Here is a 23,115-nt window from a genome sequence, read left to right as displayed (position 1 = left end):
ATTGCTCCTGACCGCCTGGCGTACCGGCTTTGCCGCGTGCGCCCGCAGTCGCATGAGCCTGCCTGAAAGGGACTTCCAGCCGCAGAAAGTTTGAGGATCACCATGCTGGATCGAGAAGGCTTCCGCCCGAACGTCGGCATCATCCTGCTCAACGCCAATAACGAGGTGTGGTGGGGCAAGCGCGTACGCGAGCACTCCTGGCAATTCCCGCAAGGCGGCATCAAGCACGGCGAGACCCCCGAACAGGCGATGTTCCGGGAACTGGAAGAAGAGATCGGCCTGCGTGCCGAGCACGTCAAGATCATCGGCCGCACCCGTGACTGGCTGCGCTACGAAGTCCCCGATCATTTCATCAAGCGCGAAGTGCGCGGCCATTACCGCGGCCAGAAGCAGATCTGGTTCCTGCTGCGCATGGTCGGGCGCGATTGCGACGTCAACCTGCGCGGCACCTCGCATCCGGAATTCGATGCCTGGCGCTGGCATGACTACTGGGTGCCGCTCGATGTGGTCATCGAGTTCAAACGCGAGGTCTATCAGCAGGCGCTGCAGGAATTGTCGCGCTTCCTGAGTCGTCCGGGCCACGGCCCGCGCCGGGCCGAGCAAGCCGGGCGCATAGCGCATCCCCACAAGAATCCGGGCCAGGCCGCACAAGCCCAGCCCTGCAACGGCGCGAGCACGCCGGAAACCAAGTGAGTTCCATGCCCTCTTTCCAGCAACCTGAACCCCCACGTTCCCTGTTCACCGTGCGCGGCCTGCGCCGCGCGGTGCTGGCCTGCTCGCTGCTGGCGGCCTGCGCCGGCGCACTGGCGCAGAGCTTCGATGAAGAATTCGACGACGAGGAAAAGCCCTGGCAGGAAATCGCCGTGCAGTTGCCGCCGACGCCGCAAGAGCAGAACCTGGCCGAGTTCTATCTCAGCCCGAATGCCACCATGAAGGCCTACATCGATACCAATTCCGTGTCGATCGGCACCGACAAGGTAGTGCGCTACACCGTGGTCACCAAGACCGAAGGCGGTGCGGTCAACGTGATGTACGAAGGCATGCGCTGCGAGACCTGGGAAAAGAAGACCTACGCCTTCGGCCATCCCGATGGCAAATGGTCGCGCTCGCGCCGCGACAAGTGGCAGCCGATCCGCGATATCGGCGTCAATCGCATCGATGGCGCGCTGTTCAAGGATTATTTCTGCGAAGGCAAGATCATTGCCGACAATGAGAACGTCAAGAGCATCGTCAATCGCCTCAAGACGCAGACGCGTATTGATCCGGTGCGTCGCTGATCCCGGCGGCTGGCTCGAAGCACACAATAAAAAACGCGGCCTTGGCCGCGTTTTTTATTGTCCGCATGAAATGATTTATATCGTATAAATCGTATAAATTATTTCTTTACTGCAATGCATCGCCTTCACAGCAGCACCAGATTATCCCGATGCACCAGTTCCGGCTCCTCGACGAAACCGAGGATGGCCTGGATCTCGGAGGAAGGATGGCGGATGATGCGCCGCGCATCCGAGCTGTTGTAGTTGCTCATGCCGCGCGCGATGGCGCGGCCGCTCTCGTCCACGCAGGTAATCACGTCGCCCCGGCCGAACTCGCCCGAGACTTCCACCACGCCGATGGGCAGCAGCGACTTGCCTTCCAGGCTCAGCTTCTGCACTGCGCCAGCATCGAGCACCACACGGCCGGCGGTCTTGAGGTGATCAGCCATCCATTGCTTGCGCGCGGTCAGTTGCGCGGTCTCGGCGTTGAGTTGGGTACCGATGGCTTCACCGGCAGCCAGGCGTGTGAGGACCTGTTCCTCACGGCCCCAGGCGATCACCGTATGTGCGCCGGAGGTGGCGGCGCGCTTGGCGGCCAGGATCTTGGTCAGCATGCCGCCGCGGCCGATGCCGGTACCGGTGCCGCCTGCGATCAGCTCCAGCGACGGGTCGCCGGCACGCGCTTCGGAAATGAGCGTGGCCGCAGGATCCTTGCGCGGATCGGCGGTGAACAGGCCCGGCTGGTCGGTGAGGATGATGAGCGCTTCGGCCTCGATCAGGTTGGCCACCAGAGCGCCGAGGGTGTCGTTGTCGCCGAACTTGATTTCATCGGTGACCACCGTGTCGTTCTCGTTGATGACCGGCACCACGCCCAGTTGCAGCAGGGCGAACAGGGTGGAGCGGGCATTGAGGTAGCGTTCGCGGTCGGCCAGGTCGGCGTGGGTCAGCAGCACCTGTGCGGTGTGCAGGTCGTGCTTGCGGAAACTGGTTTCGTAGATCTGTGCCAGGCCCATCTGGCCCACGGCCGCGCAGGCTTGCAGGTGATGGATGCCGGTCGGGCGCTTGTCGAAGCCCAGGCGCTGCATGCCCTCGGCCACCGCGCCGGAGCTGACCAGCACCACTTCCTTGCCGAGCGCACGCAATTGCGAGATCTGTTCCGCCCAGCGGGCGATGGCGTTGGCGTCCAGGCCCTTGCCATCATTGGTGACCAGGGAAGAGCCAACCTTGATGATGAGTCGCTTGGCGCGTTGAATGACCGATTGCATAGTGTTCCGGGTTCTGATTCTTCTGGGAGCGGTCGGAAAATCCGACAGGCAGAGATGATAGCCCGAACCGCCCCCGCGCGCAGCCCCAAGAAGCTTCAGGGCTGCACCGGCACGAATCAGTCCAGGACCTTGAAGCGCGGATCGTCCGGATCGATGCTGGAGATGGCGCGGGCTTCCTCGGTCATCTGGGTTTCTTCGGCGCGGTGCTCTTCGGCGCGCTTGGTTTCCAGATACTTGTAGATGTCGTTGATGAGCTCTTCGCAGCCGTCACGGTTGAGCGCCGAGATCTCGAAGACCGGGCCCTTCCAGCCGAAGCGCTTGACGAAATCCTTCACGCGCTTGGCGCGTTCGGCCTCGGGCACTACGTCCAGCTTGTTCAGGACCAGCCAGCGCGGCTTGTCGAACAGGGACTGGTCGTACTTCTTCAGTTCCTGCACGATGGCCTTGGCTTCCTTGACCGGATCGACTTCCTCATTGAAGGGGGCCAGGTCGACGATGTGCAGTAGCAGACCGGTGCGCTGCAGGTGGCGCAGGAACTGCACGCCCAGACCGGCGCCATCGGCCGCACCTTCGATCAGGCCGGGGATGTCGGCGATCACGAAGCTCTTCTCGTGGCTCACGCGCACCACACCCAGGTTGGGGTGCAGGGTGGTGAAGGGGTAGTCGGCGATCTTCGGACGGGCGTTGGAGACGGCCGTGATGAAGGTCGACTTGCCCGCATTGGGCATGCCCAACAGGCCCACGTCGGCCAGCACCTTCAGTTCCAGGCGCAGCTCGCGGCGCTCGCCTTCCTTGCCTTCGGTCTTCTGACGCGGAGCGCGGTTGGTGGAGGTCTTGAAGTGGATGTTGCCCCAGCCGCCTTCGCCGCCCTTGGCCAGCATCACGGTCTGGCCGTGGAAGGTCAGGTCCGCGATGTGTTCGCCGGTGTTGATGTCGACGATGAGCGTGCCCACCGGCATGCGCAGGTAGACATCATCGGCCCCCTTGCCGTAGCAGTCCGAGCCACGGCCGTTTTCGCCGCGACCGGCGCGGTGCAGCTTGGCGTAGCGATAGTCGATCAGGGTGTTGACGTTGCGGTCGGCCACGGCCCAGATGGTGCCGCCCTTGCCGCCGTCGCCGCCGTCGGGACCGCCGAAGGGGCGGAATTTCTCGCGGCAGAAGCTGGCGACACCGTTGCCGCCATCCCCCGCCACGACTTCAATACGTGCTTCGTCGATGAATTTCATGATTTGGACGCCTCATGGGACATGGGAGCCGCTAACAAAACGTCGATGCACCTCGGTCCTGGTCAGGACCCACCCCGGCGCTTCCGACGGAAGCCTGGGCTCGGCGCTTTGTTGACGGCTCTTCAAAAATCAAAAAGGCTCCACCATCGGCAGAGCCTTTTTTATGCCTGGTTTCCGGGCGAACCCGGATGACAGGAACGCTTACGCCGTAACGACGGTAGCGTATTGACGCTGTTGCAGGCCCTTGACAACGAACTTGACCTTGCCGTCCTTCAGGGCGAACAGGGTGTGGTCCTTGCCGACGCCGACGTTTTCGCCAGCGTGGACGCGGGTGCCGCGTTGACGGACGATGATGCCGCCAGCGTTGATCACTTGGCCGCCATAAACCTTGACGCCCAGGCGTTTCGATTCTGAGTCACGGCCGTTGCGCGTAGTGCCGCCGCCTTTTTTGTGTGCCATTTAAAACTCCTTGATGACTTTGGATGAGCAGTTCGTTCGGGTCAACGCTCAGGCGTTGATGGAGACGATTTGCAGTTCGGTGTAGTTCTGACGATGGCCTTGACGCTTTTGGTAGTGCTTGCGACGACGCATCTTGAAGATGCGGACCTTGTCATGGCGACCTTGTGCTACCACAGTAGCCAGCACCGTAGCACCTGCGACCAGCGGCGCACCGAACTTCACGGTTTCGCCTGCGCCCACTGCGAGCACTTGATCCAAAGTGATTTCGGAGCCAATGTCAGCCGGTATCTGTTCTACTTTGAGTTTTTCGCCAGCAGCAACTTTGTATTGTTTGCCGCCGGTTTTTATGACCGCGTACATGTGAAACCTCACGAATGAATGAATAAGAACGATTTCTCCCTTGCCGCGCCCGTCAAAAACCCATGGCGAAACAGGAAAACCGCAAATTATACAGGCACTTAGCCCCACGGTCAAAAGCCTTGACACTTTGCCCGACCTCTGTACAACACAGTTTCCGGCAGGACAATGGAAGAGGACTTGCCTGACAGACAACCCGAATCCTCAGCCAGGTTTTCATTCCAACAATGAAAAACCTTTACTGTGCGGGCTCAGGCTCTTTGGCGTGCCCCTGCCTTGTCATCGTATAATCCGGGGAATAACCATTTTCCACAGGTTCCGCCTTGTCTGCCGCCGTACAAAACGCTTCGCAACAAACCATCATGCATCCGATCGTCGCCGACATGGAGGCGGTCAACGCAGTCATCCGCCGGCAGCTGTACTCGGAGGTGCCGCTGGTCAACCAGGTCGCCGAATACATCATCAGTGCGGGCGGCAAGCGCCTGCGCCCGGTGCTGGTCGTGCTCATCGCCAATGCCTTCGGCTACAAGGGCGAGCATCACCACTCGCTGGCGGCCGTGATCGAATTCATTCATACCGCCACCCTGCTGCATGACGACGTGGTCGACGAATCCTCGTTGCGCCGTGGCAAGCAGACTGCCAATGCCATGTTCGGCAATGCGGCCTCCGTGCTGGTAGGCGACTTCCTTTATTCGCGCGCCTTCCAGATGATGGTGGCGGTGGGCAACCCGCGTGTGATGGAAATCGTGGCTGATGCCACCAACGTCATCGCCGAGGGCGAGGTGCTGCAGCTGCTCAACATGCACAATCCGGATGTGGACGAAGCCGGCTACCTGCAGGTGATCCGTTCCAAGACCGCCAAGCTGTTCGAGGCCGCCAGCCAGATCGGCGCCCTGATTGCCGGTGCCGACGAAGCCGGCATCGAAGCCGCCGGCGAATATGGCCGCTCCATCGGCACCGCCTTCCAGCTGATCGACGACGTACTGGATTATTCCGGCAACAGCGCCGAGATCGGCAAGAACGTCGGCGACGACCTGCGCGAAGGCAAGCCCACGCTGCCGCTGATCTGGCTGATGCAGCACGGCACGCCGCAACAGCGCGAACTGGTGCGCACCTGCATCGAGAACGGCGACGAACAGCATTTCGACGAAGTGCTGTCGGCCATCACTCACTCCGGCGCCCTGGCCTATACGCGCGAACAGGCGGAGATTGCCGCCCGGCGCGCTGCGGATGCAATTATTTCACTTCCCGATAGCCAATTCAAAAAATCCCTGTTAGAATTATCGGCTTTCGCAGTAGATCGAAATCACTGACTTAGATCTCACTCGACGGGGTGTAGCTTAGCCTGGTAGAGCGCTACGTTCGGGACGTAGAGGCCGGAGGTTCGAATCCTCTCACCCCGACCAGAATTACCTTGCAGACCAAGGACAAAAAAGCCCAGCAGCGATGCTGGGCTTTTTCATTTGCCCCGCCTCCTGTATGTCGCCTTTTGCACAGCCAAGTAAAAAGCGGAACCCGTGATCCCACGAATTCCGCCTTTTCGTTCACATACAGCTCGAGGCGGTTGCCCCACCTGCCAGCCTACATCTCCAGCTCTGCCGGATTCTTCACTTCCTTCTCTTCAGCAGGGGCTTCAGCCACGGTGGCGTCCGTGGTCAGGATCAGCGCAGCTACCGAGGCCGCGTTCTGCAGGGCGGTGCGGGTGACCTTGGTGGGATCGATCACGCCCAGCTCCACCATGTCGCCGTACTCGCCGTTGGCTGCGTTGTAGCCGAAATTGCCCTTGCCGGAATAGACCTTGGCCACCACGACCGACGGTTCGTCGCCGGCATTGGCAGCGATCACGCGCAGCGGGGCCTCCAGCGCACGCAGTACGATCTGGATACCGGCGTTCTGGTCGGCATTGGCGCCTTCCAGCTTGCTGATCGCCGCACGGGCACGCAGCAGCGCCACGCCGCCACCGGGCACGATGCCTTCTTCCACCGCCGCACGGGTGGCGTGCAGGGCGTCATCGACGCGGTCCTTCTTTTCCTTCATTTCCACCTCGGTCGCGGCGCCGATCTTGATGACCGCCACCCCGCCGGCCAGCTTGGCCACGCGCTCCTGCAGCTTCTCGCGGTCGTAGTCGCTGGTGGCTTCCTCGATCTGGGCCTGGATCGACTTGACGCGGGCATCGATCTTGTCCTGGGCCCCAGCGCCGTCGATGACGGTGGTGCTGTCCTTGCGCACCTCCACGCGCTTTGCGCTGCCCAGGTCTTCCAGGGCGGTCTTCTCCAGGCTCTTGCCGGTTTCTTCGGAGATCACGGTACCGCCGGTCAGCACGGCCAGGTCTTCCAGCATGGCCTTGCGGCGATCGCCGAAGCCCGGCGCCTTCACCGCCGCCACCTTCAGCACCCCACGCACCGAGTTCACCACCAGGGTCGCCAACGCTTCGCCATCGATATCCTCGGCCACGATGAACAGCGGCTTGCCGGCCTTGGCCGTCATTTCCAGCACCGGCAGCAGTTCACGGATGCTGGAGATCTTCTTGTCATACAGCAGCACCAACGGGTCATCGAGCTGGCACAACTGCTTGTCCGGATCATTGATGAAGTACGGCGACAGGTAACCCCGGTCAAACTGCATACCCTCGACCACATCAAGTTCGTTCTCCAGCGACTTGCCATCCTCGACCGTGATGACGCCTTCCTTGCCGACCTTCTCCATGGCCTGGGCGATGATGCTGCCGATGGCCTCGTCGGAATTGGCCGAGATCGCGCCGACCTGGGCGATTTCCTTGTTGGTGGTGATGGGGCGGGAAATCTTGCGCAGTTCCTCGATGGCCGCCGCCACTGCCTTGTCGATGCCGCGCTTGAGGTCCATCGGGTTCATGCCGGCGGCCACGTACTTCATGCCCTCCTGCACGATGGACTGGGCCAGCACGGTGGCCGTGGTGGTGCCGTCGCCGGCCACGTCGGCCGTCTTGGAGGCGACCTGCTTGACGACCTGCGCGCCCATGTTCTCCAGGCGGTCCTTCAACTCGATTTCCTTGGCCACCGAGACACCGTCCTTGGTGATCACCGGCGCGCCGAAGCTGCGATCCAGCAGCACGTTGCGGCCCTTGGGACCGAGGGTCACCTTGACGGCATCGGCCAGTACGTTGACGCCCTTGACGACGCGGGCGCGGGCAGTGTCATGAAACTTCACTTGTTTCGCACTCATGTTAGGTCTCCACGAACTAGGGAATGGTAAGGATCAGCAATGCGCCGTGTCAGGCAGCCTTCTTGTCCTGCCCGGCGGCAGCTTCGAAGACGCCGAAAATATCTTCCTCGCGCATGACCAGGAGCTCCTGGCCATCGATCTTGACGGTCTGCCCGGCATATTTGCCAAACAGCACCAGGTCGCCAACCTTCAGTTGCAGCGCACGCAGATTGCCGTCGGGCAGGACGCGGCCATTGCCCACGGCCAGCACCTCGCCCTGCTCGGGCTTCTCGGTGGCGCTGTCGGGGATCACGATGCCCGAGGCGGTCTGGCGCTGGTGTTCGATTCGCTTGACGATCACTCGGTCATAAAGGGGACGAAGTTTCATGTTCAATCTCCAGAATGGTCTATGTCACGTGAACAAAAGAGAATCAGGGATCCGGGGACCCCGGCCTTGAAAATTCGGCGATGCAGGAAATAGGTCTGGCCGTGCCGCTTATCAAGAGCGCCAGGAAGAGCAATTTGTAACAATCTGTTACAGCCTGGAAGGCAGGATCAATCGCGTGATGCGTCCCATCCGGTAGACCGTCCGGCGGCCCCGGTCTTCAGCCGGCAGCGGCGCGACCGGACAGGGGCCGGTACGTGCGCCATCGCTGTTGAGCGTCTCGTCGTCCTGCGCCAGTTGCGACCACAGGCCACCCTTGACCGGGTGGAACAGCCAGCGCCAGTAGCCACGGCGCGCAGCCAGTTGCATGGCGTCATGGCGGGCCTGCGGGGCATCGTCGAGCGTGACCGGATGGTCTTCGTCGCCCTCCCCGAAGGCCTGTCGGCATTGCAGGGCTTCGCCCGCCGGCGCGCCGATCTGGTTGCATCCGCGCGCACGGATGCGCGTGACGTCCCAGGCCCCCAGGTGCCAGGCCAGCGCCAGTACCAGTTCATCGCGCAGCAGGTCGCTGTACCAGGGGCCCTCCACCTTCAGCACGGAACTCAACACCGGCCTGGCGGGGATCGCCACTCCCGGTAACTGCAGCGGCGTGGCCCGCTGGAAACCGTGCCAGTGCAGGAAGAGGTAGAGGGGACTGTCCGCCGCATGGGCAGCGGTAGCGCTGACTGCGTAGAGCGGCAGGCGGGTGGCCGACATCTGGGCCGTGATGGTATCGATGAGTTCCATGAACCTGATCTCCCGAAACGGACGATGAGGCAAGCGCAACAGGTCAGGCGCGGCGGGAAACCGCTGGGGTATTCCGGTGAAGCCGGATGGAGGACAGCCGGCAAGGCGCGCCGCGCTTGCTGCGACCTATTCTAGGATCAGCGAGGTGAGGATTTCAATGCCCGGAGCGCGCGGGCCTCGGGACTCAGAACAAACGTCCGTTATCCAGCGCCGGATCGAGATTGTCGATCACCGCCCTGGCCCATCCCATGCCGCGCTCCACGGCCAGCGCTGCGCTATCAAACCGGCCAGGCAGCTGGCGGCGCGGAAACAGGGACGGCTCCAGCCCGCTGCTGTCGGCGATATGAACTTCGGCAACCTCCCACAACCCGTCCGCACCATGACAGCGCAGCGAAATGTGAAAGCCCTTGTACTGCTCCTGATGAGTGACCGGAGCTTGCATATTTTTTTTCTTTCGCAAAACCGATCATGGGAGGGCGCATACCGTCGTGAAGGACAGGCGGGCCGGAAGGCATCAGGCGGCGCACCACGCCATTGGGCGTGGGAGGGATGCGCCGCGCGATCTCAGCGGCGACGGAAACCCGGACGGGGGCCGCTCGGGCCGCGCTGTTCCAGGTGACGGAAGATGATGCGACCCTTGTTCAGGTCGTAGGGAGACAGTTCCAGCGTGACCTTGTCGCCCGCCAGAATCTTGATGAAATTCTTCTTCATGCGACCGGCCGTATAGGCGATCAGCGAATGGCCGTTGTCCAGCGCCACGCGGAAACGCGAGTCGGGGAGGACTTCGGAGACTTGTCCTTGCATTTCGATCAGTTCTTCTTTTGCCATTTTCTCTTTCTTGTGCGTGAGCACGCGACCTCACGGAGGAAGGGCTCGGGGATTTGCAATCTCTGGCTTTGACGACTGGCCACGCCATGGGGAGGCCGGGAGCGTTAAGGTCGGAGGACAGGTGAACCCGCTGGCGGCGAGACCGGCAGCGCAGTTTCTTTACTCGGGGAAGCGGATGAAGATGCGAATCACGCGGATTGCAAGATGCTGTACGACAAGGCGCGTGGGGATCAGGATTTCCGCTCGGTTCTTGAGCGATCCATGCATTATACGCGATTTTTGCCCTACCCGCCACTGCGCGCCTCGGGACGGTCTGCTGTGGTTTATCTGCGCCATTGCACAATCGACATCGATTTATCGATGCCACAGATAAACAAAAATGGGGATCACGCGCCATCAGCGCAAAAAAAACGCCACCGCGCAGGTGGCGTAAAAAACTACCAGAGGTTCTGCCAAATCAGATAAATCATTTACGCATTCCTGCGTTTCAGGCCGACGAGCTGCCGATCTCATCTCTCAATGGTGCGGCTCCAGCGCGTATTCCACACGGCGCGGTTCTTGTTGATCTCATCCCAGTCCACCGCGCGCGCGGCCTTGACGAAGCCATTCATGCGCGCCTGCTCGGCCGCGGCCGTGCCGCTGACCTGGACCTTGGTATTGGTCGGGTTGTAGTTGCCGTTTTCCAGCGCCAGCGCTTGCGCCTGCGGCGAGAGCAGATAGGCCGCCAGCTCCTGCGCCAGCTGCGGCTCGGTGTTGTTGGCGATCACGCACTGCGCCACCATCAGCACGATGGCGCCTTCCTTGGGCTGCACGTATTCCACCGGCACGCCCTTGCTCTTCAAGAGCGTCGATTGCGTGGGCGTGTAAGGGAACAGAGCCGCTTCGCCGGTCTGTGCCATCTCGGAAATCTTGGCCGAATTGGAGATGTACTCCAGCACATTGGGCCCGATGGTCGAGGGCCAGGCCTTGAAGCCGGGATCGACGTTGGCATCCGTGCCGCCCTTGAGCTGGTTGAAGGCGAGGAAGGCATGCAGCCCGAAGGTGGACGAAGGCAGCGACTGGAACACCACGCGCCCCTTGAGCTTGGGATCGGCCAGGTCGAGCCACGAGGTCGGCGGTGCCCAGCCCTTCTCGGCATAGACCTTGGTGTTGTAGGCCAGGCCGGTAACGCTGATGGTCACGCCCGTGGCCAGGTCATCCTTGATGTGCGCCACCGGCAGCAGGTTGGCCAGGTTGGGATTGGGCTTCTGCTTCTCGCACAGGCCCATGCCGACGGCGCGGACCATCACGCCATCGTCCAGGAACATCAGGTGCATCTGCGGCTTGTCCTTGGCGGCCTGGGCCTTGGCCAGGATGTCGGCCGAGCCGCCGGGCACCACGGCAATCTTGACGTTGTACTTCTGCTCGAAGGGACCGAACACCGCCTGCGTGAAGGTCTTCTCCATGTTGCCGCCATTCATGCCGACATACAGCGTGCGGGTCTGCGCCTGCACCTGGGCGGCGGTGGCGGCCAGCAACAGTCCGAGGGCAGCGGTGCGGGAGAGCGACATCATGAGATCTTCCTTTCAGGGTGGGAGGACAACAGGTCGACAGCGTCGGAACGTGGCGGCAGGAAGCGGCCAATCGAGAAAGCATCCAGCGCGATGGTGCTGCGGCCATGCAGCACCAGCTCGGCCAGCGCCTCACCGGCAGCCGGCCCGATCTGGAATCCGGCACCGCAGAAACCAAAGCCATGCAGCAGGCCCATTTGCGTGGTGCTGGGGCCGATCACCGGATGCTGGTCCGGCAGGTAGCCTTCCACGCCGCTCCAGCTGCGGATGATGTGGACATGGCGCAGCGCCGGCAGCAAGGCCGCCGCCTGCGGCAGCAGCCCGAGAATGGAATCATGCGAGGCGCGGGCGCGCAGTTCATCCTGCTCATAGCCGCGGCCACCGCCCAGCACCACGTTGCCGCGCGCCACCTGGCGGCAGTAGATGGAGCCGCCCTCCACGCCCAGGCTCCAGGGCAGGAAGTGGGGAATCGGTTCGGTCACCACCATGCTGGGGTAGCCGCTGGTCAGGGGGACGGTCTCGCCAAAGGACTGCGCCACGCGATTGGCCCAGGCACCGGCGCAATTGATGAGTACTTCCGCACGCACCTGCAAGGGTTCGCCACCCTGCCGCGCTTCGGCCACGAAGTCGCGGCCATCGTGGCCCACCTGCATGACTTCGCAACGCTCGATCACGATAGCGCCCGCCGCTTCGGCCGCGCGCGCAAAGGCCGGCGAGACCAGGCGCGGATTGGCCTGGCCATCTTCCGGACACAGCGAGCCGCCGACCGCCGCGCCGCCCAGCCAGGGACATTGCTGGCGCAGGCGTTCGCCGCTGATGAGTTCGATCCCCAGGCCGTAGGGCCGGCTCAGTTCGGCATAGGCGATCAGCGATTGCAGGTCGGCCTCGCTGCGGGCCAGCTTGAAGTGGCCGCTGCGTTCGTATTCGCCGGTGGTGCCGATCAGGGACTGCAGATCGCCCCAGATTTCATGCGCGCGTTGCGACAGCGGCAGCTGCACTTCGGGCCGGCCCTGGCGGCGCACGCCACCGTAGTTGATGCCGCTGGAACGCGCACCGCACAGGTCGCGTTCCAGGATGGTCACGCGGCGTCCGGCTTTGGCCAGCACCAGCGCAGCCGAGCTGCCGACGATGCCGCCGCCGATGATGAGGACTTCCGTATGGAGGCTCTTCATGAGGCATCCTCCTGCGCATGCAGCGCGATCACGCGCGCAGAGACCGGCTCGGGGGCCGGCACATGCATGCCCAATGGAATCGGCTTGATCGGTGCCTGGCCGCGCAGACGACCGACTTCCTGCACCGGCAGGCCAGCGGCATGCGACAGAATTTCGGCGGCCGCGGCACCACACATGCGGCCCTGGCAACGGCCCATGCCAACGCGGGTGAGGGCCTTGAGCCGGTTCATTTCCGCAGCGCCTTTCTCGCGCACGGCGGCGCGCAATTCACCGGCGCGGATGTTCTCGCAGCGGCAGATCACCAGATCGTCCGCTGCCGTCGCCGCCCAGCGTTCGGGGAAGGGGAAGGCGCGCTCCAGTCCGAGACGGAAAGCGCCGATGCGCGCCAGCTCCGCTTCGATCTGCGTCACACGGGCCGCATCGACGGCGATGCCGCGATCCTGCAGCAAGGCCAGCGCAGCGCGTTCACCGGCCAGCTCGGCGGCATCGGCCCCCATGATGCCGGCACCGTCACCGGCGAGATAGACGCCCGGCACGCTGCTGCGGGTGCTCTTGTCGCGCACCGGCAGGTGCGCGCGCTGCAGGCTGTCGAACTGGAAGCGGCAACCCAGCAGATCAGCCAATTGCGTTTCAGAACGCAGTGCATAGCCGAAACCGACGGCATCGCATTCAATGCGCTGCTCGGTACCCGGCTTGCCACTCGCACTTGCCAGGTTCTCGCGACGCCAGACCAGCGCCTGCACCCGCGCATCGCCTTCCACGCGCAGCACCCGCGCGTGCGAATGCACCGGCACGCCATGCAGCTTGAGCCAGGCAAGGTAGTAGATGCCCTTGGCCAGCAAGGCCGGCTGGCCCAGCATGGCGGGCAGTGCGGCAATGCGGTCAGCCAGGCTGCTGCTGTCGAGCACCGCCGCCACCCGGGCACCGGCCTTAGCATACTGGTAGGCCACCAGATAGAGCAGCGGACCATTGCCGGCCAACACCACCGAGCGTCCGATGGCGCAGCCCTGGAACTTGAGCGCGACCTGCGAGCCGCCCAGGGTATAGACGCCCGGCGTGGTCCAGCCGGGGAAAGGCAGCACGCGATCAGTCGCACCGGTGGCCACGATGATGTCTTCCCAGGCCAGCGTTGAAGCGGATTGCGCGCTGCCCTCCATCAGGTCGAGCAAACCCGGCTGGGCATTCCAGACGAGGGTGTTGGGACGGTAGTCGATGGCCTCGCGCAGCGCATGGAAGGTGCTGTGCACCGATTGCGCGCGGCTGGCTTCGAAACCATAGAGCGTCTTGCGGCTGCGCAGGAAACCGCGCGGCGGCTGGCGATAGATCTGGCCGCCGGCCTGCGCGGCTTCATCGATGACGATGGGCCGCACGCCATGGGCCAGCAGCGTCTGCGCCGCACGCACACCGGCCGGGCCGGCACCGACGATGACGGGAGCTGCGCGCGTCATGCGGGTTCCTCCTGGCCGCTGCGCAATTGCATGCCGGCACGGATGAAGGTGGAGCAGGCACGCAGGCGCTCGCCGCTTTCAGTGGCGATCCAGCAATCCTGGCACGCGCCCATCATGCAAAAGCCGGCCCGCGGCTGGCCGCTGAATTCATTGCGGCGCAGGCTCGCGGTATTGGTCAGTACGGCGGTCAGCACCGTGTCGCCTTCCAGCGCGGTCGCCGGGCGGCCGTCCAGCGTGAAGCTGACCGCAGCGCGATCGCCTTCGGCCAGCCGCACCAGCTGGGCCTGTGCAGGAGCAGAGGTGTGATTCATGAACGCCCCACCAGCACGCGGTCCAGGCCATAGACCCGGTCCAGGATGATCATGGCCACCGCCGTGATGGCCACCATCAGCGCCGAGACGGCCGCCATCATCGGATCGATGGATTCGGTGGCGTACATGTACATGCGCACCGGCAGCGTCACCGTCGAGGGCGAGGTCACGAAGATGGACATGGTGACTTCATCGAAGCTGTTGATGAAGGCCAGCAGCCAGCCCCCGGTGATGCCCGGCAGGATCATCGGCAGCGTGATGCGCAGGAACACCGTGGAGCGCGTGGCCCCCAGCGACAGTGCGGCATGCTCGGCGCTGCGGTCGAAGCCGATGAGCGCGGCCATGATCAGGCGCATGGTGTAGGGCGTCACCACCAGCGAGTGCGCCAGCACCAGCCAGCCGAAACTGCCCGCGCCACCCACCACCGAGAACAGGCGCAGCAGGGCCACGCCCAGCACCAGGTGCGGAATGATCAGCGGCGACAGGAACAGGCCCTGCAAGACGCCGGACCAGCGATGCGGATAACGCACCAGCGCCATGGCCGCCGGAATGGCCAGGGCGGTGGAGATGGTGGCCGCTGCCAGCGCCAGCCAGAGGCTGTTCCAGAAGGAACTCACGAAGTCGGGAAACTCAAACACCGCCTTGAACCAGCGCAGCGAGAATTCAGGCCCGTTCATGGTCAGGGTGTTTTCGGGGGTGAAGGCAATCACGCACACCACCAGGATCGGGGCCAGCGTGAAGAGGATCACCAGCGCATTGAAGCACAATGCAATCGGTCCGTTCTTGTTCATGGTTCAGCCCAGCGCTTTCTTGTAGCGGCGTTCGATCATGCGGTTCCAGCCCAGCATGATGACCAGGTTGGCCACCAGCAGCAGCAGCGCGATGGCTGCGCCCAGCGGCCAGTTCAGTTCGTGCAGGTATTCGTCATAGATGATGGTGGCCATCATCTTCAGGCGGCGTCCGCCCAACAGCCCCGGAATGGCAAAGGAGCTGGCCGAGAGGCCGAAGACGATCAGGCTGCCCGAGAGAATGCCGGGCATGATCTGCGGCAGCACGATACGGCGCAGCACGGTGATGGGCGAGGCGCCCAGCGACAGCGCCGCGTTGGCCACGCCACCATCGAGCTTCTGCAGCGAGGTCCACACCGGGATCACCATGAAGGGCAGCATCACATGCACCAGCGCAATGACGATGGCCGTTTCGGTATAGAGCAGCTTGACCTTGGCAAAGCCCAGCGCCACCAGTGTGCCGTTGATGAGGCCTTCGGGACCGAGCAGCATGCTCCAGCCGAAGGCGCGCACCACCACCGAGATCATCAGCGGGGCCAGCACCACCAGCAGCATGATGGAGCGCCAGGGCTTGCGCATGCGGTTGAGAATGTACGCCTCGGGCGCACCGACGACGATGCAGATGAGCGTGACCAGGCCCGAGATCCACAGCGTGCGCCAGAAGATGCCGTAGTAATACGGATCGGTCAGCACCGCTGCGTAATGCTCCAGCGTGAAGGTACCGGCCTTGGGGCCGGTCTCGGCATCATAGGCGTTGAAGGACAGCACGAAGGTCAGCACCAGCGGCACCAGGAGCATCACCGTGCACAGCAGGATGGCCGGGGCCGACATCAGCCAGGGCAGGCTGCGCTGGCTGGGCGCCTTGTCGCTGGCGGCGGCACTCACCACGGGCGGTGCCACGGAAGTTGTGCCGGCCGCGCTCATGCTGCGACCCCTTCATCGCTGCGGGCGGTGGAGACCAGGCGCAGGCTGTAGTCGCTCCACGCCAGGCCGACGGCAGCCCCCTGCTCCAGGGCTTCGGCACCATCGTTGGCCGACAGGACCGAGAGCAGGCCCAGCGGGGTCTCCACTTCATACATCCATTGGCTGCCGAGGAAGAAGCGGCGCACCACTTCGCCATTGCAGCGGCCCTGGCCGGGCGCGGTACAGCGGATCTTTTCCGGACGCAGGCCCAGCACCACGCGGCCACCGCCGCGCAGGCCGGTGTCGGTGCTTTCCAGCGACAGCATCATGCCGCCCACCGCGATGTCAGCGCGTTCACCTGCGGCACCGACCACCTGGCCTTCGAGCAGGTTGGCCTTGCCCACGAAGGTGGAGATGAAGCGGTTGGCCGGATGTTCATACACGTTCAGGGGACGGCCGACCTGGGTGATGTGGCCGGCCTCCATCACCACCACCCGGTCACTGATGGACATGGCTTCGCTCTGGTCGTGCGTGACCATGATGGTGGTGGTGCCGACCTTGCGCTGGATGTCGCGCAGTTCGAATTGCATCTCTTCGCGCAGCTTGGCGTCGAGGTTGGACAGCGGTTCATCGAGCAGCAACACCGGCGGAGCAATCACCAGCGCACGCGCCAGGGCCACGCGCTGGCGCTGGCCGCCGGAGAGTTCGCGCGGATAGCGCGCACCGTGTTTTTCCAGATGCACCAGCGACAGGGCCTGCGCCACACGGTCGCGCTTCTCAGCGGCGCCGCACTTGCGCATCTCCAGCCCGAAGGCCACGTTCTGCTCCACCGTCATGTGCGGGAACAGCGCATAGGTCTGGAACACGATGCCCAGGCCGCGCGTATTGGGCTTGGCATGCGTGATGTCGCGGCCGTCGAGTTCGATGCGGCCGCCGCTGACGGCCTCGAAGCCCGCGATCATCTGCAGGGTGGTGGTCTTGCCGCAGCCCGAAGGACCGAGCAGGGAGATGAACTCACCCTTTTCCACCGTGAGGTTGAACCCCGATACCGCCTGGGTATCGCCATAGAACTTACTGACATTGGTCAGCGTGAGAAATGACATTGCAAGCTCCCTGTCGCAAGGTTCGGGCGCTGCACGGCTGGCGGGCTTGTCGGCCGGCGGGCGCTCCGATGCATACTTTCAATTGCGCAACCCCATCGCTGAAGCGATGTGAGCGGCGCGTCTCCTGTTTCGTTATTGATGCAATTTCGGTGCCAATTCTGCTATCGTATTTCGACAGTCGGGAAATTTTTTATATTTATTCCGTTCAATGAAATGCATCGGCGAGCGAACCGCCGCCGATTCCACCCAGCAGACAAAGCCCCCTCATGAGCGAGCACAACGACGAGGCCACGGCCGCCAGCGCCCCCGCCTCCCTGCCGGTCAACGGCATCCAGCGCACCTTTGCGGTGTTGCGCGCGCTGGCCGATGCACCACCGCAAGGCATGCGGGTGACGCAAGTGGCCAAGACCATCGGCCTGACCCAGGGCACCACGCACCGGCTGCTGCAATCGCTGGCCGGGGAAGGCGTGGTGGAACAGGATGAGCGCAGCAAGCTGTATCGCCTGGGCATGGACCTGTTCGCCCTGGCCGCGCGCGCCGGCAATGCGTCGGATGTGCGCAGCCTGTGCCGTCCGGCGCTGCTGCGGCTGTGCGGCAGTCTTGGCGATACGGTCTTCCTGCTGCTGCGCTCGCGCTTCGATGCGGTGTGCGTGGACCGCGTCGATGGTCCCTTCCCGATCCGCGCCTTCACCGGCGACATCGGCGGGCGCGTCGCCTTGGGCGTGGGACAGGGCGCGCTGGCCATCCTCGCCTTCCTGCCGGAAGAAGAACGCGAGGAAGTGATCCGCTACAACGTGCCGCGCCTGCGCGAATTCGGGGTCTATGACGAGGTCTACCTGCGCACGGAAATCGAGCGTGTGCGCGAGACCGGTTATGCGGCACGCCAGGCCGGCCTGCTCGATGGCATGGCCGGGCTGGGTGTGCCGCTCTTCGATGCCGGCGGCAACATCGTCGGTGCCTTGAGTGTAGGCACGCTGACCTCGCGCCTGACCGAGGAGCGCCTGCCGACCGTGGTGCAGATGCTGCAGCGGGAAGCCGCCGCCCTGTCGCGCCGGATCAATCCCTTCGACCCGGCCTTGCGCCGGCCCATGCACCAGGCCAATCCCGTGGAGCCACAAGCATGACCACCCCTGCTCTTGCCCCCGTGCTGCTGATCAAGTCCGGCGGCGCTGCCGCGCTGGCCGAGTGGCGCGCCAGCTTTCATGAATTCGCACCCGAACTGGGCCTCGACGTGCGCGCCTGGGATGATCCGGAAGTCGATCCGGCGCGCGTGCAGTTCGTGCTGGTGTGGCAGCCCGAGCCGGGGCGGCTGGCGCAGTTCCCCAACCTGAAGGCCATCATCAGTGCGGCTGCCGGAGTCGATCACATCCTTGCAGACCCGCACCTGCCGGAGCTGCCCATCGTGCGCATGGTCACGCCTGAAACGCAGCAGCGCATGGCCGAATTCACGCTCATGAGCAGCCTGATGCTGTTGAAGGACATGCCGCGCATCATTGCCCAGCAGGCGCGCGCCGAATGGCGCGAATTCTCCACGCCCCGCACGGCGCGCGAAACCCGCGTGGGCGTGCTGGGCCTGGGTGCGCTGGGCTTGTCGGCGGCGCACATGCATGCAGCGGTCGGCTTCGAGACCGCCGGCTGGGCGCGCTCGCTGCGCAGCGAAAAGGGGCTGGCCTGCTTTGCCGGGGCCGCTGCGTTGCCGGACTTCCTGGCCCGCACCGATATCCTGATCTGCCTCTTGCCCGAGACCACCGATACCCGCCACCTCATCGATGCCGATCTCTTGCGCCAGTTGCCGCGCGGTGCCGCGGTCATCAACGTCGGCCGCGGCAGCCACGTGTGCCTGCCGGATCTGCTGGCCGCGCTCGACAGCGGGCACTTGTCCGGTGCCGTGCTGGACGTGTTCGATGAAGAACCGCTGCCCGCCGAGGCTGCCGTCTGGCGCCATCCGCGCGTGCTGGTCACGCCCCATGCAGCGGCAACGCCCTCGCGCCGCGAACGCGCCAGGCAGGCGGCGGTGGCCATTGCCGCGATGCTGGGCGGCCTGCCGCCGCCGCATCTCTACGACCGCAGCAAGGGTTACTGAAGGGCAAGTCCGGGCGCAGCCGCCACACCGCGCCGCCGCCCGGCTTGCGAGATAAGCCCCCATCGTCTAGACTTTGGCGCTCGCTGGCCGCCCTGGCTTGCCTGTCATGACGACAAGCAAACAGGCCCGCCGACTCCCTCCCATGCGTGAGGGCAACCCACTGACGGCAACGTTTGGATACCGTACCCATATGGGTGCAAGCTCTTGCACTCCTCATTCTCATTCTGCTCTCGGCCTTCTTTTCCATGACCGAGACGGCGCTGATGGCCGCCAACCGCCATCGCCTGCGGCACCTGGCCAAACAGGGCAACCGGGCCGCCGTCACCATCCTGTGGCTGCTGGACCGCACTGAACGGCTGCTCTCGCTGATCCTCATCGCCAATACCGTCATCAATGCGCTGGCCACGGCCCTGGTGACGGCGCTGGCCATCGCCGCCTTCGGCAACCACCAGCGCGTGATCACGGCGGCCACCGCCTTCGTGGCGGCGCTCTTGATCATCTTTGCCGAGATCGTGCCCAAGGTGATTGGTGCCACCCATCCCGAACGCATTGCGCTCTTTACCAGCTTCATCTTGAAGCCGCTGATGCGCATCGCCAAGCCGCTGGTGTGGTTCGTCAACATCTTCGTGTCGGCCATCCTCAAGGTCTTGCGCATCAAGACCGGATCGCGCGCGGCCGAGCAGCGCATTTCTCCCGAAGAGCTGCGCTCCATCGTGCTCGAAGGCGGCAGTTTCATTCCGCAGAAGCACAAGAGCATCCTGCTGAACCTGTTCGACCTGGAAAAGATTTCGGTGGAAGACGTCATGACCCCGCGCGCCCAGGTCGAGGCCCTGAACCTGGCCGCCCCGGTGGAGGAGATCCTGCACCAGCTGGCCACCTGCTATCACAACAAGCTGCCGGTGTTCGAGGGCGAGATCAATCACATCGTCGGTATCCTGCATGTGCGCAAGACTGTCTCGCTGTTCCGCCAGGAAGACGACATCACCCACGACGACATCCGCGCCCTGCTCTCGGCCCCGTATTACGTGCCGGTGGAGACCGATGTCTTCACCCAGCTGCAGTACTTCCAGGAAAACCACGAACGCCTGGGCATCGTGGTCGATGAATACGGTGAAGTGCAGGGACTGGTGACGCTGGAAGACATCATCGAAGAGATGATCGGCGAATTCACGACCTCCTCGCCCGGCTCCTCCGGCGAAGGTTTCGGCTGGGACAAGGACGGTACCTGCCTGCTTGAGGGCAGCACCACCCTGCGCGACATCAACAAGCGCCTGGGCCTGAAGCTGCCGCTGGATGGCCCCAAGACCATCAACGGTCTGCTGCTGGAAACCCTGCAGGACATTCCCGAAGCCAGCGTGGCCGTCAAGATCGATGGCTGCGTGATCGAGATCGTGCAGGTACAGAACCAGGCTATCCGCATGGTCAAGCTCATCGCCTTGCCTGCGAAAGTGAAGGCACAGGACTGAGAGCATGCGCCGGGCCTTGCGGGCCGGCATCGAACTCCACCGATTTTGTCCCGCGCAAACGGCCGGCCCGCTTTTCGGGCGGCCGCCGCGCGTGGGAGACTTGCCCTCCCTGTGCGTTGCCCTGCGGCAGCGCCCCTGCGCGCGAGGTCTCCCATGCTGCACACTCCCGACACGGCCGTGGCCGATGATGATGTTCCCGTGGTGCGCCTGCTGCACAAGCTGCTGGCCGATGCCGTCGGCATGGGCGCTTCCGACCTGCATTTCGAGCCCTTCGAACATCTCTTCCGCGTACGGCTGCGGCTGGATGGCGTGCTGCATGAACTGGCGCAGCCGCCGTTGAGCTTGCGCGACAAGCTGGCCACCCGCCTGAAGATCCTGGCGCGGCTGGATATCGCCGAAAAGCGCCTGCCCCAGGACGGCAAGATGCGCCTGGCGCTAGGCACGCGCACGGTGGATTTCCGCGTCTCGACGCTGCCTACGCAGTTCGGTGAAAAGATCGTGCTGCGCATTCTCGATACCGCGCAGGCGGCATTGTCGATCAGCGACCTCGGCTATGAACCGGCCCAGCAGGAAGCGCTGCTGCAAGCCATCAGCAAGCCGCACGGGCTGGTCCTGATGACCGGGCCGACCGGCTCCGGCAAGACGGTCTCGCTGTATGCCTGCCTGCAGCGCCTGAACCAGCCGGGGGTGAACATCGCCACCGCCGAGGACCCGGTGGAAATCAACCTGCCCGGCATCAACCAGGTCAGCATCAACGAACGCGCCGGACTGGACTTCGCCCTGGCACTGCGCGCCTTCCTGCGCCAGGATCCGGATGTGCTGATGGTGGGCGAGATCCGCGACCTGGAGACCGCCGACATCGCCGTCAAGGCTTCGCAGACCGGGCACCTGGTGCTCTCCACCCTGCACACCAACGACGCCCCGGCCACGCTCACGCGGCTGCTCAACATGGGCGTGCCGGCCTACAACATTGCGGCATCGGTCAGCCTGATCGTGGCCCAACGGCTGGTGCGCAAGCTGTGCCGCTGCCGCCGTCCGGCCGGTGGTACGCCGGCCACCTTCGTGCCGCACGGCTGCCCGGCCTGCAACCAGACCGGCTTTCGCGGGCGCACCGGCATCTATCAGGTGATGCCGGTCAGCGCGGCCATGCAAGCGCTGATCCTGGCGCAGGCCGGCACATTGGAACTGGGCCGGCAGGCGCAAGCGGAGGGCATCATCGACCTGCGGCGGGCGGGGCTGCTGAAGGTCTTGCGCGGTGAAACCAGCATGGGAGAAATCCTTGCCTGCACCTGATCGCACGACATCGGCGTCCCAATTCCGCTGGGAAGGGCTGGACCGCCACAATCGCCCGCAACGCGGTGTGATACAAGCCAGCGATGAAGCCCAGGCACGTGCCCGGCTGCGCCAGCAGGGGATGCGCGTGGCGCGGCTGCGGCGCGCGGAGCGTGCGGCCGACCTCGACAATGGCCCGGCCCCTGCGGCAAACCCGGCCACAGCGAGGACGCGTGGCCGCATCAGCGCCAAACAGATCGCCCTCTTCACCCGCCAATTGGCCACCATGCTGCGGGCAGGATTGCCGCTGCTGCAGTCGCTGGACATCGCCATTCGCGGCGCCGGCCAGAGCGCACTGGCCGCGCTGCTGGCCGACGTGCGCCAGGCCGTGGCGCGCGGCGAGAGCCTGCATGCGGCGCTGGCGCGTCATCCGCGCCAGTTCGATGCGCTCTTCTGCAACCTGGTGCGCGCCGCCGAAGAAGCGGGGATGCTCGACAGCATGCTGGAGCGCATCGCCCTCTATCGCGAAAAGTCATTGGCCTTGCGCGGCAAGGTGCGCGCGGCATTGGCCTATCCCTGCGCCGTGGTGCTGGTGGCCATCATCGTGACGGTCGTCATCATGCTGTGGGTGGTGCCGGCATTCGAGCAGATGTTCCAGCAGTTCGGGGCCGAGTTGCCGCTGCCCACACGCGTCGTCATGGCCACGGCGCGTCTACTGGGCCAGCACGGTCCCTGGCTGTTGCTGGGCACATTGGTGACGGGCGTGCTGGCAACCCTGGCGTGGCGGCGCTATCTTCCGCTGCGACTGGCGGCGCAGCGCCTGAGCCTGTCCTTGCCGCTGTTCGGCAAGCTGTTGCGGCAAGCGGCGCTGGCACGCTGGAGCCGCACCTTCGGCACCCTCTTCGGTGCCGGCATCGCCCTCGTGGAAGCGCTGGAAACGGTCTCTGGCGCGGCCGGCAACGTGGTCTATGCCGACGCCTCGCTGGCCGTGCGCGACGCCGTGCGCAATGGCGCCTCGCTGCATGCGGCCATGCAGGCCACGGGCGTCTTCCCCGACCTGGCAGTGCAGATGACGGCCGTGGGCGAAGAGGCCGGCGCCCTCGACGCCATGCTGACCAGGATCGCCGACCTCAACGAACGCGAGGTCGATGAAGCCGTCACCGCCCTCACCAGCCTGATGGAACCCGTTATCATGGCGGTGCTGGGCGTGGTGATCGGCGGCCTGGTGGTGGCGATGTACCTGCCGGTGTTCCGCATGGGTGCAGTGGTATAAGCCG

At 64.3% G+C, this 23,115-nt stretch carries 25 protein-coding genes and 1 tRNA gene; 10 read left to right on the top strand and 16 right to left on the bottom strand.

The genetic code is table 11. The features are described 5' to 3' along the window. The first annotated feature begins 102 nt into the window (after positions 1-102). Together MKD49_RS19495 and MKD49_RS19490 are read left to right on the top strand one after the other, a co-directional pair. Entirely contained in the window at positions 103-693 is a 591-nt protein-coding gene (locus tag MKD49_RS19495; RefSeq protein WP_134221186.1) for an RNA pyrophosphohydrolase, read from the top strand. 5 nt (positions 694-698) lie between these two features. Further along, the gene (locus MKD49_RS19490; protein ID WP_034333967.1) at positions 699-1,277 is read left to right on the top strand and encodes a CNP1-like family protein; all 579 of its coding nucleotides are present in this window, start codon (positions 699-701) and stop codon (positions 1,275-1,277) included. A 125-nt stretch (positions 1,278-1,402) separates the two neighbouring features. On the opposite strand, the gene proB is transcribed toward MKD49_RS19490, so the two are convergent. The 4 genes from proB to rplU all read right to left on the bottom strand — a co-directional run bounded on the left by proB (position 1,403) and on the right by rplU (position 4,566). Next, complete coding sequence (gene proB, locus MKD49_RS19485; protein ID WP_252697129.1) at positions 1,403-2,521, bottom strand: glutamate 5-kinase; 1,119 nt, start codon at positions 2,519-2,521, stop codon at positions 1,403-1,405. 116 nt (positions 2,522-2,637) lie between these two features. Next, a complete protein-coding gene (gene cgtA / locus MKD49_RS19480) occupies positions 2,638-3,747 on the bottom strand; it encodes an Obg family GTPase CgtA (RefSeq protein WP_121042573.1) in 1,110 nt (369 codons plus the stop codon). Positions 3,748-3,948: 201 nt separating this feature from the next. Beyond that, positions 3,949-4,206 (bottom strand): 50S ribosomal protein L27, encoded by a 258-nt coding sequence (rpmA, locus tag MKD49_RS19475; protein WP_006713216.1) that lies wholly within the window; start codon positions 4,204-4,206, stop codon positions 3,949-3,951. Positions 4,207-4,254: 48 nt separating this feature from the next. Beyond that, on the bottom strand, positions 4,255-4,566 hold the full coding sequence (gene rplU, locus MKD49_RS19470) for a 50S ribosomal protein L21 (protein WP_006713215.1): 312 nt from the start codon (positions 4,564-4,566) through the stop codon (positions 4,255-4,257). 359 nt (positions 4,567-4,925) lie between these two features. On the opposite strand from rplU, the gene ispB reads away from it, so the two are divergent. Continuing rightward, positions 4,926-5,876 carry an octaprenyl diphosphate synthase gene (gene ispB / locus MKD49_RS19465; protein WP_186450175.1) on the top strand — a complete coding sequence of 317 codons (951 nt, stop codon included), beginning with the start codon at positions 4,926-4,928 and terminating at the stop codon, positions 5,874-5,876. Positions 5,877-5,892: 16 nt separating this feature from the next. Continuing rightward, positions 5,893-5,969, top strand: a tRNA-Pro gene (locus MKD49_RS19460). 175 nt (positions 5,970-6,144) lie between these two features. Here MKD49_RS19460 and groL read toward each other — a convergent pair. The 5 genes from groL to infA form a co-directional block, all read right to left on the bottom strand. Beyond that, a complete protein-coding gene (gene groL / locus MKD49_RS19455; RefSeq protein WP_252697128.1) occupies positions 6,145-7,764 on the bottom strand; it encodes a chaperonin GroEL in 1,620 nt (539 codons plus the stop codon). A gap of 49 nt (positions 7,765-7,813) precedes the next feature. Next, positions 7,814-8,131 (bottom strand): co-chaperone GroES, encoded by a 318-nt coding sequence (gene groES / locus MKD49_RS19450; RefSeq protein WP_034332874.1) that lies wholly within the window; start codon positions 8,129-8,131, stop codon positions 7,814-7,816. A 147-nt stretch (positions 8,132-8,278) separates the two neighbouring features. Then, entirely contained in the window at positions 8,279-8,914 is a 636-nt protein-coding gene (locus MKD49_RS19445; protein WP_252697127.1) for a diguanylate cyclase, read from the bottom strand. Positions 8,915-9,098: 184 nt separating this feature from the next. After that, positions 9,099-9,356, bottom strand: a complete 258-nt coding sequence (locus MKD49_RS19440; protein WP_252697126.1) for a hypothetical protein — start codon at positions 9,354-9,356, stop codon at positions 9,099-9,101. A 122-nt stretch (positions 9,357-9,478) separates the two neighbouring features. After that, entirely contained in the window at positions 9,479-9,742 is a 264-nt protein-coding gene (infA, locus tag MKD49_RS19435) for a translation initiation factor IF-1 (protein ID WP_006713209.1), read from the bottom strand. A 204-nt stretch (positions 9,743-9,946) separates the two neighbouring features. Between infA and MKD49_RS19430 the strand changes: the two genes are divergently transcribed. Next, on the top strand, positions 9,947-10,207 hold the full coding sequence (locus tag MKD49_RS19430) for a hypothetical protein (RefSeq protein ID WP_240733834.1): 261 nt from the start codon (positions 9,947-9,949) through the stop codon (positions 10,205-10,207). 44 nt (positions 10,208-10,251) lie between these two features. Here the strand turns inward: MKD49_RS19430 and MKD49_RS19425 are convergent, their stop codons facing one another. From MKD49_RS19425 to MKD49_RS19395, 7 genes are read right to left on the bottom strand one after another with little or no spacing between them, the layout of a single operon-like run. Further along, positions 10,252-11,295: an ABC transporter substrate-binding protein gene (locus MKD49_RS19425; RefSeq protein WP_252697125.1), complete on the bottom strand. Its 1,044-nt coding sequence runs from the start codon at positions 11,293-11,295 to the stop codon at positions 10,252-10,254. Beyond that, positions 11,292-12,464, bottom strand: coding sequence for an FAD-binding oxidoreductase (locus MKD49_RS19420; RefSeq protein ID WP_252697124.1), 1,173 nt, complete (start codon positions 12,462-12,464; stop codon positions 11,292-11,294). The genes MKD49_RS19425 and MKD49_RS19420 overlap by 4 nt, the downstream gene beginning before the upstream one ends. Next, positions 12,461-13,912, bottom strand: coding sequence for an FAD-dependent oxidoreductase (locus tag MKD49_RS19415; RefSeq protein ID WP_252697123.1), 1,452 nt, complete (start codon positions 13,910-13,912; stop codon positions 12,461-12,463). Before MKD49_RS19415 ends, MKD49_RS19420 begins: the two co-directional genes overlap by 4 nt. Then, positions 13,909-14,223, bottom strand: a complete 315-nt coding sequence (locus tag MKD49_RS19410) for a (2Fe-2S)-binding protein (protein WP_252697122.1) — start codon at positions 14,221-14,223, stop codon at positions 13,909-13,911. Before MKD49_RS19410 ends, MKD49_RS19415 begins: the two co-directional genes overlap by 4 nt. Beyond that, complete coding sequence (locus MKD49_RS19405; protein ID WP_121042562.1) at positions 14,220-15,014, bottom strand: ABC transporter permease; 795 nt, start codon at positions 15,012-15,014, stop codon at positions 14,220-14,222. The genes MKD49_RS19410 and MKD49_RS19405 overlap by 4 nt, the downstream gene beginning before the upstream one ends. A 3-nt stretch (positions 15,015-15,017) precedes the next feature. Continuing rightward, the gene (locus MKD49_RS19400; RefSeq protein WP_209580223.1) at positions 15,018-15,935 is read right to left on the bottom strand and encodes an ABC transporter permease; all 918 of its coding nucleotides are present in this window, start codon (positions 15,933-15,935) and stop codon (positions 15,018-15,020) included. Next, on the bottom strand, positions 15,932-17,017 hold the full coding sequence (locus tag MKD49_RS19395; protein ID WP_034336645.1) for an ABC transporter ATP-binding protein: 1,086 nt from the start codon (positions 17,015-17,017) through the stop codon (positions 15,932-15,934). The genes MKD49_RS19400 and MKD49_RS19395 overlap by 4 nt, the downstream gene beginning before the upstream one ends. A gap of 266 nt (positions 17,018-17,283) precedes the next feature. On the opposite strand from MKD49_RS19395, the gene MKD49_RS19390 reads away from it, so the two are divergent. The 5 genes from MKD49_RS19390 (at position 17,284) to MKD49_RS19370 (ending at position 23,111) form a co-directional block, all read left to right on the top strand. Further along, entirely contained in the window at positions 17,284-18,141 is an 858-nt protein-coding gene (locus MKD49_RS19390) for an IclR family transcriptional regulator (protein ID WP_121042558.1), read from the top strand. Beyond that, positions 18,138-19,100 (top strand): glyoxylate/hydroxypyruvate reductase A, encoded by a 963-nt coding sequence (locus MKD49_RS19385; protein ID WP_252697121.1) that lies wholly within the window; start codon positions 18,138-18,140, stop codon positions 19,098-19,100. Before MKD49_RS19390 ends, MKD49_RS19385 begins: the two co-directional genes overlap by 4 nt. Positions 19,101-19,273: 173 nt before the next feature. Continuing rightward, complete coding sequence (locus MKD49_RS19380) at positions 19,274-20,566, top strand: HlyC/CorC family transporter (protein ID WP_134135679.1); 1,293 nt, start codon at positions 19,274-19,276, stop codon at positions 20,564-20,566. A 153-nt stretch (positions 20,567-20,719) separates the two neighbouring features. Then, positions 20,720-21,859 (top strand): GspE/PulE family protein, encoded by a 1,140-nt coding sequence (locus MKD49_RS19375; protein WP_252697120.1) that lies wholly within the window; start codon positions 20,720-20,722, stop codon positions 21,857-21,859. Continuing rightward, positions 21,846-23,111, top strand: coding sequence for a type II secretion system F family protein (locus MKD49_RS19370; RefSeq protein ID WP_252697119.1), 1,266 nt, complete (start codon positions 21,846-21,848; stop codon positions 23,109-23,111). Before MKD49_RS19375 ends, MKD49_RS19370 begins: the two co-directional genes overlap by 14 nt. Positions 23,112-23,115: the final 4 nt, after the last annotated feature.

It is taken from the genome of Herbaspirillum sp. WGmk3 (assembly GCF_023952535.1).
Lineage (GTDB): Bacteria > Pseudomonadota > Gammaproteobacteria > Burkholderiales > Burkholderiaceae_D > Herbaspirillum > Herbaspirillum huttiense.
This window is presented reverse-complemented; position numbering and strand designations above follow the sequence as displayed.

What these genes read in the sequence shown, in the direction of transcription:
- MKD49_RS19375 (WP_252697120.1), top strand. Translation starts at nt 20,720, where the DNA reads ATGCTGCACACTCCCGACACGGCCGTGGCCGATGATGATGTTCCCGTG.
- MKD49_RS19440 (WP_252697126.1), bottom strand. Translation starts at nt 9,356, where the DNA reads ATGCAAGCTCCGGTCACTCATCAGGAGCAGTACAAGGGCTTTCACATT.
- infA (WP_006713209.1), bottom strand. Translation starts at nt 9,742, where the DNA reads ATGGCAAAAGAAGAACTGATCGAAATGCAAGGACAAGTCTCCGAAGTC.
- MKD49_RS19420 (WP_252697124.1), bottom strand. Translation starts at nt 12,464, where the DNA reads ATGAAGAGCCTCCATACGGAAGTCCTCATCATCGGCGGCGGCATCGTC.
- MKD49_RS19395 (WP_034336645.1), bottom strand. Translation starts at nt 17,017, where the DNA reads ATGTCATTTCTCACGCTGACCAATGTCAGTAAGTTCTATGGCGATACC.
- MKD49_RS19415 (WP_252697123.1), bottom strand. Translation starts at nt 13,912, where the DNA reads ATGACGCGCGCAGCTCCCGTCATCGTCGGTGCCGGCCCGGCCGGTGTG.
- rpmA (WP_006713216.1), bottom strand. Translation starts at nt 4,206, where the DNA reads ATGGCACACAAAAAAGGCGGCGGCACTACGCGCAACGGCCGTGACTCA.
- groL (WP_252697128.1), bottom strand. Translation starts at nt 7,764, where the DNA reads ATGAGTGCGAAACAAGTGAAGTTTCATGACACTGCCCGCGCCCGCGTC.
- ispB (WP_186450175.1), top strand. Translation starts at nt 4,926, where the DNA reads ATGCATCCGATCGTCGCCGACATGGAGGCGGTCAACGCAGTCATCCGC.
- rplU (WP_006713215.1), bottom strand. Translation starts at nt 4,566, where the DNA reads ATGTACGCGGTCATAAAAACCGGCGGCAAACAATACAAAGTTGCTGCT.
- groES (WP_034332874.1), bottom strand. Translation starts at nt 8,131, where the DNA reads ATGAAACTTCGTCCCCTTTATGACCGAGTGATCGTCAAGCGAATCGAA.
- MKD49_RS19490 (WP_034333967.1), top strand. Translation starts at nt 699, where the DNA reads ATGCCCTCTTTCCAGCAACCTGAACCCCCACGTTCCCTGTTCACCGTG.
- MKD49_RS19390 (WP_121042558.1), top strand. Translation starts at nt 17,284, where the DNA reads ATGAGCGAGCACAACGACGAGGCCACGGCCGCCAGCGCCCCCGCCTCC.
- proB (WP_252697129.1), bottom strand. Translation starts at nt 2,521, where the DNA reads ATGCAATCGGTCATTCAACGCGCCAAGCGACTCATCATCAAGGTTGGC.
- MKD49_RS19385 (WP_252697121.1), top strand. Translation starts at nt 18,138, where the DNA reads ATGACCACCCCTGCTCTTGCCCCCGTGCTGCTGATCAAGTCCGGCGGC.
- MKD49_RS19495 (WP_134221186.1), top strand. Translation starts at nt 103, where the DNA reads ATGCTGGATCGAGAAGGCTTCCGCCCGAACGTCGGCATCATCCTGCTC.
- MKD49_RS19430 (WP_240733834.1), top strand. Translation starts at nt 9,947, where the DNA reads ATGCTGTACGACAAGGCGCGTGGGGATCAGGATTTCCGCTCGGTTCTT.
- MKD49_RS19405 (WP_121042562.1), bottom strand. Translation starts at nt 15,014, where the DNA reads ATGAACAAGAACGGACCGATTGCATTGTGCTTCAATGCGCTGGTGATC.
- MKD49_RS19400 (WP_209580223.1), bottom strand. Translation starts at nt 15,935, where the DNA reads ATGAGCGCGGCCGGCACAACTTCCGTGGCACCGCCCGTGGTGAGTGCC.
- MKD49_RS19425 (WP_252697125.1), bottom strand. Translation starts at nt 11,295, where the DNA reads ATGATGTCGCTCTCCCGCACCGCTGCCCTCGGACTGTTGCTGGCCGCC.
- MKD49_RS19445 (WP_252697127.1), bottom strand. Translation starts at nt 8,914, where the DNA reads ATGGAACTCATCGATACCATCACGGCCCAGATGTCGGCCACCCGCCTG.
- cgtA (WP_121042573.1), bottom strand. Translation starts at nt 3,747, where the DNA reads ATGAAATTCATCGACGAAGCACGTATTGAAGTCGTGGCGGGGGATGGC.
- MKD49_RS19410 (WP_252697122.1), bottom strand. Translation starts at nt 14,223, where the DNA reads ATGAATCACACCTCTGCTCCTGCACAGGCCCAGCTGGTGCGGCTGGCC.